Origin of the sequence: Amycolatopsis sp. NPDC024027, from assembly GCF_040638975.1 — a bacterium.
Classification (GTDB): domain Bacteria; phylum Actinomycetota; class Actinomycetes; order Mycobacteriales; family Pseudonocardiaceae; genus Amycolatopsis.
On the sequence record NZ_JBEZYY010000007.1, the window covers coordinates 1 to 14,737 of the forward strand.

General features: G+C 67.4%; 23 protein-coding genes. All 23 read left to right on the forward strand.

The window, feature by feature from the left end:
• The first annotated feature begins 967 nt into the window (after positions 1 to 967).
• Positions 968 to 1,342 carry a 30S ribosomal protein S12 gene (rpsL, locus tag AB0F52_RS18675; RefSeq protein ID WP_003102113.1) on the forward strand — a complete coding sequence of 125 codons (375 nt, stop codon included), beginning with the start codon at positions 968 to 970 and terminating at the stop codon, positions 1,340 to 1,342.
• Positions 1,342 to 1,812, forward strand: a complete 471-nt coding sequence (gene rpsG / locus AB0F52_RS18680; protein ID WP_003102106.1) for a 30S ribosomal protein S7 — start codon at positions 1,342 to 1,344, stop codon at positions 1,810 to 1,812. Before rpsL ends, rpsG begins: the two co-directional genes overlap by 1 nt.
• Before the next feature lie 63 nt (positions 1,813 to 1,875).
• On the forward strand, positions 1,876 to 3,975 hold the full coding sequence (fusA, locus tag AB0F52_RS18685; protein WP_360172082.1) for an elongation factor G: 2,100 nt from the start codon (positions 1,876 to 1,878) through the stop codon (positions 3,973 to 3,975).
• A gap of 129 nt (positions 3,976 to 4,104) precedes the next feature.
• Positions 4,105 to 5,298: an elongation factor Tu gene (gene tuf, locus AB0F52_RS18690; RefSeq protein ID WP_360172085.1), complete on the forward strand. Its 1,194-nt coding sequence runs from the start codon at positions 4,105 to 4,107 to the stop codon at positions 5,296 to 5,298.
• Positions 5,299 to 5,709: 411 nt separating this feature from the next.
• Positions 5,710 to 6,015 (forward strand): 30S ribosomal protein S10, encoded by a 306-nt coding sequence (gene rpsJ, locus AB0F52_RS18695; RefSeq protein ID WP_003102098.1) that lies wholly within the window; start codon positions 5,710 to 5,712, stop codon positions 6,013 to 6,015.
• A gap of 34 nt (positions 6,016 to 6,049) precedes the next feature.
• Positions 6,050 to 6,706, forward strand: a complete 657-nt coding sequence (gene rplC / locus AB0F52_RS18700; RefSeq protein WP_013222604.1) for a 50S ribosomal protein L3 — start codon at positions 6,050 to 6,052, stop codon at positions 6,704 to 6,706.
• Complete coding sequence (gene rplD / locus AB0F52_RS18705) at positions 6,703 to 7,392, forward strand: 50S ribosomal protein L4 (protein ID WP_103342410.1); 690 nt, start codon at positions 6,703 to 6,705, stop codon at positions 7,390 to 7,392. The genes rplC and rplD overlap by 4 nt, the downstream gene beginning before the upstream one ends.
• Positions 7,389 to 7,700: a 50S ribosomal protein L23 gene (gene rplW, locus AB0F52_RS18710; RefSeq protein ID WP_003102087.1), complete on the forward strand. Its 312-nt coding sequence runs from the start codon at positions 7,389 to 7,391 to the stop codon at positions 7,698 to 7,700. The genes rplD and rplW overlap by 4 nt, the downstream gene beginning before the upstream one ends.
• Before the next feature lie 15 nt (positions 7,701 to 7,715).
• A complete protein-coding gene (gene rplB, locus AB0F52_RS18715; RefSeq protein WP_020643204.1) occupies positions 7,716 to 8,552 on the forward strand; it encodes a 50S ribosomal protein L2 in 837 nt (278 codons plus the stop codon).
• A 17-nt stretch (positions 8,553 to 8,569) separates the two neighbouring features.
• Complete coding sequence (rpsS, locus tag AB0F52_RS18720; protein WP_026468892.1) at positions 8,570 to 8,851, forward strand: 30S ribosomal protein S19; 282 nt, start codon at positions 8,570 to 8,572, stop codon at positions 8,849 to 8,851.
• Positions 8,852 to 8,882: 31 nt separating this feature from the next.
• Positions 8,883 to 9,302, forward strand: coding sequence for a 50S ribosomal protein L22 (rplV, locus tag AB0F52_RS18725; RefSeq protein ID WP_013222606.1), 420 nt, complete (start codon positions 8,883 to 8,885; stop codon positions 9,300 to 9,302).
• Positions 9,302 to 10,141, forward strand: coding sequence for a 30S ribosomal protein S3 (gene rpsC / locus AB0F52_RS18730; RefSeq protein WP_013222607.1), 840 nt, complete (start codon positions 9,302 to 9,304; stop codon positions 10,139 to 10,141). The genes rplV and rpsC overlap by 1 nt, the downstream gene beginning before the upstream one ends.
• 3 nt (positions 10,142 to 10,144) lie before the next feature.
• The gene (gene rplP, locus AB0F52_RS18735; protein WP_004558864.1) at positions 10,145 to 10,564 is read left to right on the forward strand and encodes a 50S ribosomal protein L16; all 420 of its coding nucleotides are present in this window, start codon (positions 10,145 to 10,147) and stop codon (positions 10,562 to 10,564) included.
• Positions 10,564 to 10,812, forward strand: a complete 249-nt coding sequence (gene rpmC, locus AB0F52_RS18740; RefSeq protein WP_013222608.1) for a 50S ribosomal protein L29 — start codon at positions 10,564 to 10,566, stop codon at positions 10,810 to 10,812. Before rplP ends, rpmC begins: the two co-directional genes overlap by 1 nt.
• Positions 10,809 to 11,087 carry a 30S ribosomal protein S17 gene (gene rpsQ / locus AB0F52_RS18745; RefSeq protein WP_103342411.1) on the forward strand — a complete coding sequence of 93 codons (279 nt, stop codon included), beginning with the start codon at positions 10,809 to 10,811 and terminating at the stop codon, positions 11,085 to 11,087. The genes rpmC and rpsQ overlap by 4 nt, the downstream gene beginning before the upstream one ends.
• Before the next feature lie 91 nt (positions 11,088 to 11,178).
• Positions 11,179 to 11,547: a 50S ribosomal protein L14 gene (rplN, locus tag AB0F52_RS18750; RefSeq protein WP_004558867.1), complete on the forward strand. Its 369-nt coding sequence runs from the start codon at positions 11,179 to 11,181 to the stop codon at positions 11,545 to 11,547.
• Positions 11,547 to 11,861: a 50S ribosomal protein L24 gene (rplX, locus tag AB0F52_RS18755; protein WP_013222610.1), complete on the forward strand. Its 315-nt coding sequence runs from the start codon at positions 11,547 to 11,549 to the stop codon at positions 11,859 to 11,861. Before rplN ends, rplX begins: the two co-directional genes overlap by 1 nt.
• Positions 11,861 to 12,424, forward strand: coding sequence for a 50S ribosomal protein L5 (gene rplE / locus AB0F52_RS18760; protein ID WP_103342412.1), 564 nt, complete (start codon positions 11,861 to 11,863; stop codon positions 12,422 to 12,424). The genes rplX and rplE overlap by 1 nt, the downstream gene beginning before the upstream one ends.
• 4 nt (positions 12,425 to 12,428) lie before the next feature.
• Positions 12,429 to 12,614, forward strand: coding sequence for a type Z 30S ribosomal protein S14 (locus AB0F52_RS18765; protein WP_285988108.1), 186 nt, complete (start codon positions 12,429 to 12,431; stop codon positions 12,612 to 12,614).
• Positions 12,615 to 12,699: 85 nt separating this feature from the next.
• The gene (rpsH, locus tag AB0F52_RS18770; protein WP_103342413.1) at positions 12,700 to 13,098 is read left to right on the forward strand and encodes a 30S ribosomal protein S8; all 399 of its coding nucleotides are present in this window, start codon (positions 12,700 to 12,702) and stop codon (positions 13,096 to 13,098) included.
• A 16-nt stretch (positions 13,099 to 13,114) separates the two neighbouring features.
• Positions 13,115 to 13,654 carry a 50S ribosomal protein L6 gene (rplF, locus tag AB0F52_RS18775; protein WP_013222612.1) on the forward strand — a complete coding sequence of 180 codons (540 nt, stop codon included), beginning with the start codon at positions 13,115 to 13,117 and terminating at the stop codon, positions 13,652 to 13,654.
• Positions 13,655 to 13,656: 2 nt separating this feature from the next.
• On the forward strand, positions 13,657 to 14,055 hold the full coding sequence (gene rplR / locus AB0F52_RS18780) for a 50S ribosomal protein L18 (protein WP_360172100.1): 399 nt from the start codon (positions 13,657 to 13,659) through the stop codon (positions 14,053 to 14,055).
• A gap of 34 nt (positions 14,056 to 14,089) precedes the next feature.
• The gene (gene rpsE, locus AB0F52_RS18785) at positions 14,090 to 14,737 is read left to right on the forward strand and encodes a 30S ribosomal protein S5 (protein WP_103342416.1); all 648 of its coding nucleotides are present in this window, start codon (positions 14,090 to 14,092) and stop codon (positions 14,735 to 14,737) included.

The following is a 14,737-nucleotide window of genomic DNA, read 5'->3' on the forward strand; positions in this document are numbered from 1 at the left end:
AGACAAGAAGAAGGATCAACCAAGGGCTGCCTGCATGATCAACCAGGGTCGCCCCAACCGCCCCCGACGTTAAAACCCAAGGAGTCATTCACTGCGGCACCGCGGCCGGAAATCCCCACTGACCGGGCCGGTTTCGGGGAGCGAGCCGTTCCAGCCACCCCGAAGGTCAAAAGACTTGCGACGCGACTCCAGTTGGTGAAGCTGCCCGGAGCACCGGCTCACCGATCGGCGAGCCGCGAGGCCTCGCCCACCAGCCAGGTCCTGGCACCCGCGCATCGCGAGGGGGGCCGCACGCCGGGGAAGCCGCCTCGCTGCCCGCGCAGCGCCCGCGGCCGTCGGTGGCCGCGCCAGGGGAGCCGCCGCTCCGGCGTTGCGCAGCGCCGGCACCCGCGCGCCCCGTCGGCGACTGCACGCCGCGGAAGCCGGCACCCGCCCAGCCGCCACCCGACCAGCCGCCACCCGCCCACCGCCAGCACCGGCGCCGGGGTCAGCCACCCGCTTAACCCCAGCACGTGCCACCGAGCCGGCCGCCCCGTGCCGAGTAATCTGCTCCGGCGCCGCCCAGCCCTGGCACCCGCGCACCCCTGTCGACAGCCGCACGCTCGCCGAACCGCCCGTCGCGCCGCGAGCCTGAGCGCCCCGCGACCCGAGGCGTGGAATGTCCCGCAGCCCAGGGGCGTTGAGAGGTACGCTGGAGGTTCGCCGACCTACAGACCCCCCGCCGCGTTCCTCCCGGACCCGGGCGGGTATCTTTGGAGACCGTGCCCGGCATGCGTCGGGCCGCTCCGCGTGCCGTGCGCATGGACGGGGTGCTCAGGCACCCGGTCACCGGCTTCGGCAGGTCGGGGTTCCGACGGAAATCCCTCCGGGAAGTTACCGGTCGCGAGACCGTGACGCGGGCCGACACGCCCGACCGCGGGGGCCGGTGAAGACACGAAGAAGCAGATCACGACAGGAAGCTGGTCCATTGCCCACGATCCAGCAGCTGGTCCGCAAGGGCCGCCAGGACAAGGCTGCCAAGCAGAAGACCGCGGCCCTCAAGGGGAGCCCGCAGCGGCGTGGCGTGTGCACTCGCGTGTACACCACGACCCCCAAGAAGCCGAACTCGGCGCTTCGCAAGGTCGCGCGTGTGAAGCTGACCAGCGGCATCGAGGTCACCGCCTACATCCCCGGTGAGGGCCACAACCTGCAGGAGCACTCGATGGTGCTCGTGCGTGGTGGTCGTGTGAAGGACCTTCCGGGTGTCCGTTACAAGATCATCCGCGGTTCGCTCGACACGCAGGGTGTCAAGAACCGCAAGCAGGCGCGCAGCCGGTACGGCGCGAAGAAGGAGAAGAGCTAATGCCCCGCAAGGGTCCGGCCCCCAAGCGGCCGCTGATCTCCGACCCCGTCTACGCCTCCCCGCTGGTCACCCAGCTGGTGAACAAGGTGCTGAAGGACGGGAAGCGGTCCCTGGCCGAGCGCATCGTGTACGGCGCGCTCGAAGGCGCTCGCGAGAAGACCGGCACCGACCCGGTCGTCACGCTGAAGCGCGCCCTCGACAACGTGAAGCCCACCATCGAGGTGAAGAGCCGCCGCGTCGGTGGTGCCACCTACCAGGTGCCGATCGAGGTCAAGCCGGGCCGCTCCACGACGCTGGCGCTGCGCTGGCTGGTCTCCTTCTCGCAGGCCCGCCGCGAGAAGACGATGATCGAGCGCCTGCAGAACGAGCTCCTGGACGCTTCCAACGGCCTCGGTGCCTCGGTGAAGCGTCGCGAGGACACGCACAAGATGGCCGAGTCCAACCGGGCCTTCGCGCACTACCGCTGGTGATGACCGCCCGGCTGTCGACCAAGCCATGCCGGGCCCCAAGCTTGAGAACAGGGGAACACTCTCGTGGCACGTGAAGTGCTGACCGACCTGAACAAGGTCCGCAACATCGGCATCATGGCCCACATCGACGCCGGCAAGACGACCACCACCGAGCGGATCCTGTTCTACACCGGGGTCAACTACAAGATCGGTGAAGTCCACGACGGCGCCGCCACCATGGACTGGATGGAGGAGGAGCAGAAGCGGGGTATCACCATCACCTCGGCTGCCACCACCACCTTCTGGGACGACCACCAGATCAACATCATCGACACCCCGGGCCACGTCGACTTCACCGTCGAGGTGGAGCGCAACCTCCGGGTGCTCGACGGTGCGGTCGCCGTCTTCGACGGCAAGGAAGGCGTCGAGCCGCAGTCCGAGCAGGTCTGGCGGCAGGCGGACAAGTACGACGTCCCGCGCATCTGCTTCGTCAACAAGATGGACAAGCTGGGTGCGGACTTCTACTACACCGTGAAGACCATCGTGGACCGCCTCGGCGTGCGCCCGCTGGTCATCCAGCTGCCGATCGGCGCCGAGAACGACTTCGAAGGCGTCGTCGACCTGGTCCGCATGAAGGCGCTGACCTGGCGCGGCGAGGTCCAGAAGGGCGAGGACTACTCGGTCGAGGACATCCCGGCCGACCTGGCCGAGAAGGCCGCGGAGTACCGCGAGAAGCTCGTCGAGACCGTCGCCGAGGCGGACGACGCGCTGATGGAGAAGTTCCTCGAGGGTGAGGAGCTGACGGAGGCCGAGATCAAGGCCGGCATCCGGAAGCTCACCATCACCAGCCAGGTCTTCCCGGTGCTGGCCGGTTCCGCGTTCAAGAACAAGGGCGTGCAGCCCATGCTCGACGCGGTCATCGACTACCTGCCGACCCCGCTGGACGTCCCGGCCGTCGAGGGCCTGCTGCCCGACGGCGAGACCGTGGCCTCCCGCAAGGCGTCGGTCGACGAGCCGTTCGCCGCGCTCGCGTTCAAGATCGCCGCGCACCCGTTCTTCGGCAAGCTGACCTACATCCGGGTGTACTCGGGCAAGGTCGCCGCCGGCGCGCAGGTCATCAACGCGACCAAGGAGCGCAAGGAGCGCATCGGGAAGATCTTCCAGATGCACTCCAACAAGGAGAACCCGGTCGACGACGCCCAGGTCGGCCACATCTACGCGGTCATCGGGCTGAAGGACACCACCACGGGTGACACCCTGGCGGACCCGCAGAACCCGATCGTGCTGGAGTCGATGACGTTCCCCGAGCCGGTCATCCGGGTCGCGATCGAACCGAAGACGAAGGCCGACCAGGAGAAGCTGTCCCTGGCGATCCAGAAGCTGGCCGAAGAGGACCCGACGTTCCAGGTCAAGCTGGACGAGGACACCGGCCAGACGATCATCGCGGGCATGGGCGAGCTGCACCTCGAGGTGCTGGTGAACCGGATGAAGTCCGACTACAAGGTCGAGGCGAACATCGGTAAGCCGCAGGTCGCCTACCGTGAGACGATCAAGAAGACGGTCGACAAGCTCGACTACGTCCACAAGAAGCAGACCGGTGGTTCCGGCCAGTTCGCGAAGGTCATCGTGAAGCTGGAGCCGCTCGAGCGCACCGACGGCGCGCTCTACGAGTTCGACAACAAGGTGACCGGTGGTCGCGTGCCGCGGGAGTACATCCCGTCGGTGGACGCGGGCGCGCAGGACGCGATGCAGTACGGCGTCCTGGCCGGCTACCCGCTCGTCGGGTTGAAGTTCACCCTGTTGGATGGTGCCTACCACGAGGTCGACTCTTCGGAGATGGCGTTCAAGATCGCCGGTTCCATGGCGATGAAGGAAGCCGCGAAGAAGGCCGGCCCGGTGATCCTGGAGCCGATGATGGCGGTCGAGGTGACCACGCCCGAGGACTACATGGGTGACGTCATCGGTGACCTCAACTCCCGTCGTGGTCAGATCCAGGCCATGGAGGAGCGGGCGGGCATCCGCGTCGTGAAGGCGCTGGTCCCGCTGTCGGAGATGTTCGGCTACGTCGGCGACCTGCGGTCCCGCACCCAGGGCCGGGCGAACTACTCCATGTTGTTCGACTCCTACGCCGAGGTTCCCGCGAACGTCGCGAAGGAAATCATCGCGAAGGCGACGGGGGAGTAATCCCCCCAGCGCTCGCGGGCATTAAGGGACTCTCCTGAACGTCCGCAGCACCGACGAAGGAACAATCGTGGGGCGGCAGCCACGCCGCCCCACGAGCACAAAGCGAAATCAGTCCAGGAGGACATTCCAGTGGCGAAGGCGAAATTCGAGCGGACCAAGCCGCACGTCAACATCGGCACCATCGGTCACGTTGACCACGGCAAGACGACTCTGACCGCGGCCATCACCAAGGTGCTGCACGACAAGTACCCGGAGCTGAACGAGTCGCGGGCGTTCGACCAGATCGACAACGCGCCGGAAGAGAAGCAGCGCGGCATCACGATCAACATCTCGCACGTCGAGTACCAGACCGAGAAGCGTCACTACGCGCACGTGGACGCCCCCGGTCACGCGGACTACATCAAGAACATGATCACCGGTGCCGCCCAGATGGACGGTGCGATCCTGGTCGTGGCCGCCACCGACGGCCCGATGCCGCAGACCCGTGAGCACGTGCTGCTCGCCCGCCAGGTCGGCGTGCCCTACATCGTGGTCGCGCTGAACAAGGCCGACATGGTCGACGACGAGGAGATCCTCGAGCTCGTCGAGCTGGAGGTCCGCGAGCTGCTGTCCTCGCAGGAGTTCCCGGGCGACGACGCGCCGGTCGTGCGCGTTTCCGGCCTGAAGGCCCTCGAGGGTGACGAGAAGTGGTCCGAGGCCGTTCTCGAGCTGATGAGCGCCGTCGACAACAACGTGCCGGACCCGGTGCGTGAGCTCGACAAGCCGTTCCTGATGCCGATCGAGGACGTCTTCACCATCACCGGTCGTGGCACCGTGGTGACCGGTCGCGTCGAGCGCGGCCAGATCAACGTCAACGAAGAGGTCGAGATCGTCGGCATCAAGGAGAAGTCGACCAAGACGACTGTCACCGGTGTCGAGATGTTCCGCAAGCTGCTCGACTCGGGCCAGGCGGGCGACAACGTCGGCCTGCTGGTCCGCGGCATCAAGCGCGAGGACGTCGAGCGCGGCCAGGTCGTCGTGAAGCCGGGCACCACCACCCCGCACACCGACTTCGAGGGCCGGGTCTACATCCTGTCGAAGGACGAGGGTGGCCGTCACACCCCGTTCTTCAACAACTACCGCCCGCAGTTCTACTTCCGCACCACCGACGTGACCGGCGTCGTGACCCTCCCCGAGGGCACCGAGATGGTCATGCCGGGCGACAACACCGACATCACGGTCGCGCTGATCCAGCCGGTCGCGATGGACGAGGGTCTGCGCTTCGCCATCCGCGAGGGTGGCCGCACCGTCGGCGCGGGCCAGGTCACCAAGATCAACAAGTGATTTAGGCGCCCCACCCGGGGCTGATACACCCCCGGGTTCGGGGCGTCAAATCACGTGTGCGACACTATTCAGGTTGCTCGTCCTGGGGCGGCCGATCCCTTTGGGGATCCGGCCGCTCCGGTGCGAGTGGCCACGGTCCGCGGAGCTCTTTCCTTCGGGTGAGGCGAGCGGGCAAAGGCAGTGAGACGGGCAGTGCTTGCAAAAGCGGTGCCGGCTCAGCGCCTCCTCACGTTGAGGAAGACCAGGCAAGACGACGATCCCGCGGGATCCGTCTGTGCGTCGGGCGCGACACGCCCGACCGCGTGGACCGGGGACAGGGCCGTTGAACTGCGGAAACCCAGGCTCAGGGTGGCAACACCCAGCGGGGTTTGTGAGATAGCGGCACGAGACGACAAGGAACGAGCAGCCACCATGGCGGGACAGAAGATCCGCATCCGGCTCAAGGCCTACGACCACGAGGCGATCGACACCTCGGCGCGCAAGATCGTGGAGACGGTCACGCGCACCGGCGCCCGTGTTGTCGGGCCGGTGCCGCTGCCCACCGAGAAGAACGTTTACTGCGTCATCCGCTCGCCGCACAAGTACAAGGACTCGCGCGAGCACTTCGAGATGCGCACGCACAAGCGTCTGATCGACATCCTCGACCCGACGCCGAAGACGGTCGACGCGCTCATGCGCATCGACCTGCCGGCGAGCGTCGACGTCAACATCCAGTAGTAGCGGCGGGCGAGCGGCGGAGAGTAAGAGACTCATGTCTGACAGGCAGATGAAGGGCATCCTGGGCACCAAGCTCGGCATGACCCAGGTCTTCGACGAACAGAACCGGGTTGTCCCGGTCACCGTCGTGAAGGCCGGTCCGAACGTGGTCACCCAGGTTCGGACCCAGGACAAGGACGGCTACACGGCCGTGCAGCTGGCGTTCGGCGCGGTCGACCCGCGCAAGGTGAACAAGCCGCGCACCGGCCACTTCGACAAGGCGGGCGTGACGCCGCGCCGGTTCCTCGCCGAGCTGCGCACCACCGACGCCGAGACCTACGAGGTCGGCCAGGAGATCACCGCCGAGGTGTTCGCCGCCGGCGTCGAGGTCGACGTGACCGGGACCAGCAAGGGCAAGGGCTACGCGGGCGTCATGAAGCGCCACGGTTTCAAGGGCCAGGGCGCGAGCCACGGTGCCCAGGCCGTGCACCGCAAGCCGGGTTCCATCGGTGGCTGCGCCACCCCCGGCCGCGTCTTCAAGGGCCTGCGCATGGCGGGCCGGATGGGCAACGACCGGGTCACCACGCAGAACCTGACCGTGCACGCCGTGCGTGCCGACGACGGCCTGCTGCTGATCAAGGGCGCCGTGCCCGGTCCCAAGGGCGGCGTGCTGTTCGTTCGCAGCGCCGCGAAGGGTGGTAACTCCGAATGACAAGCGTCGAGCTGAAGACCCCGGCCGGTAAAGCCGACGGCACCGTGGACCTCCCCGAGGAGATCTTCGACGTGCAGGCCAATGTCGCGCTGATGCACCAGGTCGTGGTGGCCCAGCAGGCCGCCGCTCGCCAGGGCACGCACGACACGAAGACCCGTGGCGAAGTTCGCGGTGGCGGCAAGAAGCCGTACCGCCAGAAGGGCACCGGCCGTGCCCGCCAGGGTTCGACCCGCGCGCCGCAGTTCGTCGGCGGTGGCGTCGTCCACGGCCCCACGCCGCGTGACTACTCGCAGCGCACCCCGAAGAAGATGAAGGCCGCCGCCCTGCGTGGCGCTCTCTCCGACCGGGCCCGCGCCGGCCAGCTGCACGTCGTCACCGAGCTGGTGACCGGTGAGAAGCCGAACACCAAGGCCGCCAAGGCCGCCCTCGCCGCGGTGACGCTGGCGAAGCGCGTGCTCGTGGTGCTGCACCGGGACGACGAGCTGAGCTGGGTTTCCCTGCGGAACCTGCCCGAGGTGCACATCCTCTGGGCCGACCAGCTCAACACCTACGACGTGCTGGTCAACGACGACGTCGTGTTCACCAAGGCCGCGTACGACGCGTTCGTCGCCGGCCCCGTCCGCGGTAAGACCGTCAAGGCTTCCGCGCGGTCGGGCGAGGTCACGGAAGGGAGTGACGAGAAGTGAGTTCGGTCGCCATTCCGGACCCCCGCGACATCCTGCTCGCGCCGGTCATCTCCGAGAAGTCCTACGGGCTGCTCGAGGACCACAAGTACACGTTCATCGTCCGCCCGGACGCCAACAAGACCCAGATCAAGATCGCGGTCGAGAAGGTGTTCGGCGTCAAGGTGGTCAGTGTCAACACGGCCAACCGCCAGGGCAAGCGGAAGCGGACTCGCGCAGGCTTCGGCAAGCGCAAGGACACCAAGCGCGCCATCGTGACTCTTTCGCCCGAGAGCAAGGCGATCGAGATCTTCGGCGGACCCACCGCGTAAAGGACTGAGCTGACAATGGGCATCCGCAAGTACAAGCCGACGACCCCGGGTCGTCGCGGTTCGAGCGTCTCGGACTTCGCCGAGATCACCCGCTCGACTCCCGAGAAGTCGCTGCTGCGTCCGCTGAGCGGCACCGGTGGGCGTAACTCGTCCGGCAAGATCACCACCCGGCACAAGGGTGGCGGCCACAAGCGCGCTTACCGCCTGATCGACTTCCGTCGCAACGACAAGGACGGCATCCCCGCCAAGGTCGCGCACATCGAGTACGACCCCAACCGGTCCGCTCGCATCGCGCTGCTGCACTACGCCGACGGCGAGAAGCGCTACATCATCGCGCCGGAGAAGCTGAAGCAGGGCGACACCGTCGAGAACGGCCCCCGGGCCGACATCAAGCCGGGCAACAACCTGCCGCTGCGCAACATCCCGGTCGGCACCGTGATCCACGCGATCGAGCTCCGCCCCGGTGGCGGCGCGAAGATGGCGCGGTCCGCGGGCGCGAAGGTGCAGCTCGTCGCCAAGGACGGTCCGTACGCCCAGCTGCGTCTCCCCTCGGGTGAGATCCGCAACGTGGACGTGCGCAACCGCGCCACGGTCGGCGAGGTCGGCAACTCCGAGCACGCCAACATCAACTGGGGCAAGGCCGGCCGCAACCGCTGGCGCGGCAAGCGCCCCACGGTCCGTGGTGTCGTCATGAACCCGGTCGACCACCCGCACGGTGGTGGTGAGGGTAAGACCTCCGGTGGTCGCCACCCGGTCAACCCGAACGGTAAGCCCGAGGGTCGTACGCGTCGCCGCAAGGCATCCGACGCGATGATCGTCCGCCGTCGCCGTACCGGCAAGAACAAGCGCTGAGCAGGAGGTAGAAGAACATGCCACGTAGCCTCAAAAAGGGCCCCTTCGTGGACGACCACCTGCTCAAGAAGGTGGACGTTCTCAACGAGTCGGGCAAGAAGACCGTGATCAAGACTTGGTCGCGGCGCTCCACGATCATCCCGGATTTCCTGGGTCACACGATCGCGGTGCACGACGGCCGCAAGCACGTCCCGGTGTTCGTCACCGAGGCGATGGTGGGTCACAAGCTGGGCGAGTTCGCCCCGACGCGGACCTTCAAGGGCCACATCAAGGACGACCGCAAGTCGCGCCGCCGCTGAGCGGGCACGATAAGAGACAAGGGAAGTAGCGATGAACGCCCAGAACGACGCGACGACCGAGGCTGAACTGCCTACGGCGTACGCGCGGGCTCGCTTCGTCCGGGACTCGCCCACCAAGGTGCGCCGGGTGATCGAGCTCATCAAGGGACGTAGCGCCGCCGACGCCTTGGCCGTGCTCCGGTTCGCCCCGCAGGCGGCCAGCGAGCCGGTCGCGAAGGTGCTCGCCAGCGCCGTGGCCAACGCCGAGAACAACCTTCAGCTGGACCCGGAGACGCTCTGGGTCAAGAACGCGTACGCCGACGAGGGCCCCACCCTCAAGCGCATCCGTCCGCGGGCCCAGGGCCGCGCGTACCGGATCCGCAAGCGGACCAGCCACATCACCGTCGAGGTGGAGTCGCGTCCGGCCGTCGCGCAGAAGGCTCAGAGCAAGAAGAAGGCAGGTGGCCGGTAGTGGGCCAGAAAATCAACCCGCACGGTTTCCGCCTGGGTATCACCACGGACTGGAAGTCGCGCTGGTACGCCGACAAGCAGTACGCCGAGTACGTGGCCGAGGACGTCAAGATCCGCAAGCTCCTCGCCACGGGCATGGAGCGGGCCGGCATCTCCAAGGTCGAGATCGAGCGCACCCGTGACCGCGTCCGCGTGGACATCCACACCGCCCGGCCGGGCATCGTCATCGGCCGCCGCGGTGCGGAGGCCGACCGGATCCGCGGCGCGCTGGAGAAGCTGACCAAGAAGCAGGTCCAGCTGAACATCCTCGAGGTCAAGAACCCCGAGGCCGACGCCCAGCTGGTCGCCCAGGCGGTCGCGGAGCAGCTCTCCAACCGCGTGGCGTTCCGCCGCGCGATGCGGAAGGCGATCCAGACCTCCATGCGCTCGCCGCAGGTCAAGGGCATCCGCGTGCAGTGCGGCGGTCGTCTCGGCGGTGCCGAGATGTCCCGTTCCGAGCACTACCGCGATGGCCGTGTCCCGCTGCACACGCTGCGCGCCGACATCGACTACGGCTTCTTCGAGGCCAAGACGACGTTCGGTCGCATCGGCGTCAAGGTGTGGATCTACAAGGGTGAGCTCGTCGGTGGCCTGAAGGCCCGCGAAGCCCGCGACGCCGCCGAGCGCGCGCCGCGCGGTGGTCGCGACCGTGACCGCAGCGACCGGCCGTCCCGTCCGCGTCGTTCCGGCGCCTCGGGCACGACCGCCACCTCGACCGAAGCCGGTCGCGCCGCCGCTGCGGCCACGACCGAGGCCCCGGCGGCTCCGGCCACCGAGACCGCAGAAAAGACGGAGGGCTGAGACGTGCTCATCCCGCGCAGGGTCAAGCACCGGAAGCAGCACTCCCCGAAGCGCCACGGCGCCGCCAAGGGTGGCACGAAGGTCAGCTTCGGCGAGTACGGCATCCAGGCGCTTGAGCACAGCTACGTGACGAACCGGCAGATCGAGTCCGCTCGTATCGCCATGACCCGTCACATCAAGCGTGGTGGCAAGGTGTGGACGACCATCTACCCGGACCGCCCGCTGACCAAGAAGCCGGCCGAGACCCGGATGGGTTCCGGTAAGGGTTCGCCCGAGTGGTGGATCGCCAACGTGAAGCCGGGCCGCGTGATGTTCGAGATCTCGTTCCCGAACGAGGAGACGGCTCGCGAGGCGCTGCGCCGCGCGATCCACAAGCTGCCCATGAAGTGCCGCATCGTGACCCGTGAAGGTGGTGAGTTCTGATGGCTAACGCAGGTGCCGCACAGGCATCGGAGCTGCGTGAGCTCACCGCGGAAGAGCTCGTCCTGCGTCTGAAGGAATACAAGGAGGAGCTGTTCAACCTCCGCTTCCAGATGGCGACCGGGCAGCTCGACAACAACCGCCGTCTGCGCACCGTCCGCACGGACATCGCGCGGATCTACACGGTCATGCGCGAGCGCGAACTCGGCCTGTCCGTTGCCCCCGACGCCGAGAGTGAAGGTGCCGCATGAGCGAGCCCACCACCGAGACGCCGGCCCGGAACGACCGCAAGGTCCGCGAGGGCTACGTCGTCTCGGACAAGATGAACAAGACGATCGTGGTCGAGCTCGAGGACCGCAAGAAGCACCCCCGTTACTCGAAGGTCGTCCGCTCCACCTCCAAGGTGAAGGTGCACGACGAGAACAACGAGGCGGGCGAGGGTGACCGGGTCCTTCTGATGGAGACCCGCCCGCTGTCGGCGACGAAGCGGTGGCGCCTGGTGCAGATCGTGGAGAAGGCCAAGTAAGCAGGGCTCTTCGGAGTCTTTAGTTCCGCAAGGCTCGCCACTGTGAAACCTCACAAGCGGGCGAGAACCGGCGCGACATACAGGAGTTGACGTGATCCAGCAGGAGTCGCGGCTTCGGGTAGCCGACAACACGGGTGCGAAGGAAATCCTCTGCATCCGCGTTCTCGGTGGCTCCGGGCGGCGCTACGCCGGCATCGGTGACATCATCGTCGCCACCGTGAAGGACGCCATCCCGGCTGCCGGGGTGAAGAAGGGCGACGTCGTCAAGGCCGTCATCGTCCGCACGGTCAAGGAGCGCCGTCGTCCGGACGGTTCCTACATCCGGTTCGACGAGAACGCCGCCGTGCTCATCAAGAACGACAACGAGCCCCGCGGCACCCGCATCTTCGGCCCGGTGGGCCGCGAGCTGCGCGACCGAAAGTTCATGAAGATCATTTCGCTCGCGCCGGAGGTGCTGTGATGAAGGTGAAGAAGGGCGACACGGTCGTCGTCATCGCCGGCAAGGACAAGGGCGCCAAGGGCAAGGTCATCCAGGCTTACCCCGAGCGCGAGCGCGTGCTGGTCGAGGGCGTGAACCGGATCAAGAAGCACACGCGGATCAGCCAGACCCAGCGCGGTGCGCAGTCCGGCGGCATCGTCACGCAGGAGGCGCCCATCCACGTCTCGAACGTGATGGTCGTCGACTCGGACGGCAAGCCGGCCCGGGTGGGTTACCGCATCGGCGAGGACGGCAAGAAGGTCCGGATCTCGCGCCGGAACGGTAAGGACATCTGATGACCACCGCAGAGAAGACCTCGCCGCGCCTCAAGGTGCGCTACCGCGAGGAAATCAAGGGCCAGCTGCAGGCTGAGTTCTCCTTCGCCAACGTCCACGAGATCCCGGGCGTGACGAAGGTCGTCGTGAACATGGGCGTCGGCGACGCCGCCCGCGACAGCAAGCTGATCGAGGGCGCGGTCAAGGACCTCGCGCTGATCACCGGCCAGAAGCCGGAGGTCCGGAAGGCCCGCAAGTCCATCGCGCAGTTCAAGCTGCGTGAAGGCCAGCCGATCGGCGCGCGCGTCACGCTGCGCGGCGACCGGATGTGGGAGTTCCTCGACCGGCTGCTGACCATCGCGCTGCCGCGTATCCGCGACTTCCGCGGGCTTTCGCCGAAGCAGTTCGACGGCCACGGCAACTACACGTTCGGTCTCAACGAGCAGTCGATGTTCCACGAGATCGACCCCGACTCCATCGACCGCCCGCGCGGCATGGACGTCACCGTCGTCACCACCGCCACGAACGACGACGAGGGCCGGGCGCTGCTGCGCAAGCTCGGCTTCCCGTTCAAGGAGAACTGAGCCGATGGCCAAGAAAGCCCTGGTCCACAAGGCCTCGAAGAAGCCGAAGTTCGCCGTGCGCGCCTACACCCGCTGCCAGCGGTGCGGCCGCCCGCACGCCGTGTTCCGCAAGTTCGGGCTCTGCCGGATCTGCCTTCGCGAGATGGCGCACGCGGGCGAGCTGCCCGGCGTCCGCAAGTCCAGCTGGTAAGAGCTTCTTTTTAACTCCCACTTCGCCACAGGCCCCGCCCGCTCCGGTGGGCGGGGAACCAGGCGAGAAAGGTTGACAGGTCACCATGACGATGACCGACCCCATCGCAGACTTCTTGACGCGTCTGCGTAACGCGAACTCGGCGTACCACGACGAGGTCAAGCTCCCGCACTCGAAGCTCAAGGCGAACATCGCCGAGATCCTCAAGCGTGAGGGCTACATCGCGGGTTACCACGACGAGCCGGGCGAGAAGCACAAGAACCTCGTCGTCGAGCTCAAGTACGGCCCCAACCGTGAGCGGAGCATCGCCGGCCTCCGGCGCGTCTCCAAGCCCGGTCTGCGGATCTACGCAAAATCGACCGAACTGCCGTCCGTGCTCGGCGGCCTGGGCATCGCGATCATCTCGACGTCCGGTGGCCTGCAGACGGACCGGCAGGCCAAGCGCAACAGCGTGGGCGGCGAAGTCCTCGCCTACGTCTGGTAAGGGAAGGGGAACAGGCATGTCACGCATCGGAAAGCTGCCGGTCGCCGTCCCTTCCGGGGTCGAGGTGACCATCGACGGTCAGCAGATCAAGGTCAAGGGGCCCAAGGGCACCCTCGAGCACACCGTCGCCGAGCCGATCACCGTCGAGCGCGACGAGGACGGCACGCTGCTGGTCAAGCGCCCGGATGACGAGCGCACCAGCAAGGCGCTGCACGGGCTCACCCGTACGCTGGTGAACAACCTCGTCGTCGGCGTCACCGCCGGCTACGAGAAGAAGATGGAAATCCACGGCGTGGGTTACCGCGTGCAGGCCAAGGGTTCGGACCTCGAGTTCGCCCTCGGCTACTCGCACCCGGTCAAGATCGAGGCCCCGGAGGGCATCACCTTCAAGGTGGAGACCCCCACCCGGTTCTCGGTCTCGGGCATCGACAAGCAGAAGGTCGGCCAGATCTCGGCCGTCATCCGCAAGCTGCGGCGCCCGGACCCGTACAAGGGCAAGGGCCTGCGCTACGAGGGTGAGAAGATCCGCCGCAAGGTCGGAAAGACGGGTAAGTGATCATGAGCGACACGACTACGAAGCGCAAGCCGGTGGGCAAGGACATCTCGACCCGCCGCCGCGTCGCGAAGGCCCGTCGGCACTTCCGGCTCCGCAAGAAGGTCTCGGGCACCGAGCAGCGACCGCGCCTGGTCGTCAAGCGGTCCTCGCGGCACATCGCCGTGCAGGTGATCGACGACCTCGCCGGCCACACGCTGGCGTCGGCGTCCACCCTCGAGGCGGACGTCCGGTCGGTCGACGGCGACAAGAAGGCCAAGGCCGCCAAGGTCGGGGAACTCGTCGCCGCGCGGGCCAAGAGCGCCGGGATCTCGGCTGTGGTGTTCGACCGTGGGGGCAACGCCTACCACGGCCGCATCGCCGCGCTCGCCGACGCCGCCCGTGAGGCGGGGCTGGAGTTCTGACGATGCAGAAGCTTGTTAACGGAAGGAAAGCCTGATGCCGGGACGTACACGGCAATTCGGCGGCGGACAGGGCGGACCCGGCGGGCAGGGCGGCAACGACCGCAATGACCGTCGCGGTGGCGGCCGGGACCGGCGCGACAGCGGCCGTGGCGGGGCCGGCCAGGACAAGACCCCGCACCTCGAGAAGGTCGTGACGATCAACCGCGTCGCCAAGGTCGTCAAGGGTGGTCGTCGCTTCAGCTTCACCGCCCTGGTGGTCGTCGGCGACGGCGACGGTCAGGTCGGCGTCGGCTACGGCAAGGCCAAGGAAGTTCCCGCGGCCATCGCCAAGGGCGTCGAGGAAGCGAAGAAGAACTTCTTCCGCGTTCCGCGCGTCGGCGGCACCATCCCCCACCCGATCACGGGTGAGGAAGCCGCTGGTGTCGTCCTGCTCCGCCCGGCTTCCGCCGGTACCGGCGTCATCGCCGGTGGCCCGGTGCGTGCGGTGCTGGAGTGCGCGGGTGTCCACGACGTGCTGTCGAAGTCGCTCGGCTCCGACAACGCGATCAACATCGTGCACGCGACCGTGGCGGCCCTGAAGGGTCTGCAGCGTCCCGAAGAGGTCGCGGCTCGCCGCGGTCTCCCGCTCGAGGACGTCGCGCCGGCCCGGATGCTGCGCCAGCGTGCGGGCCAGGGGGTCTGA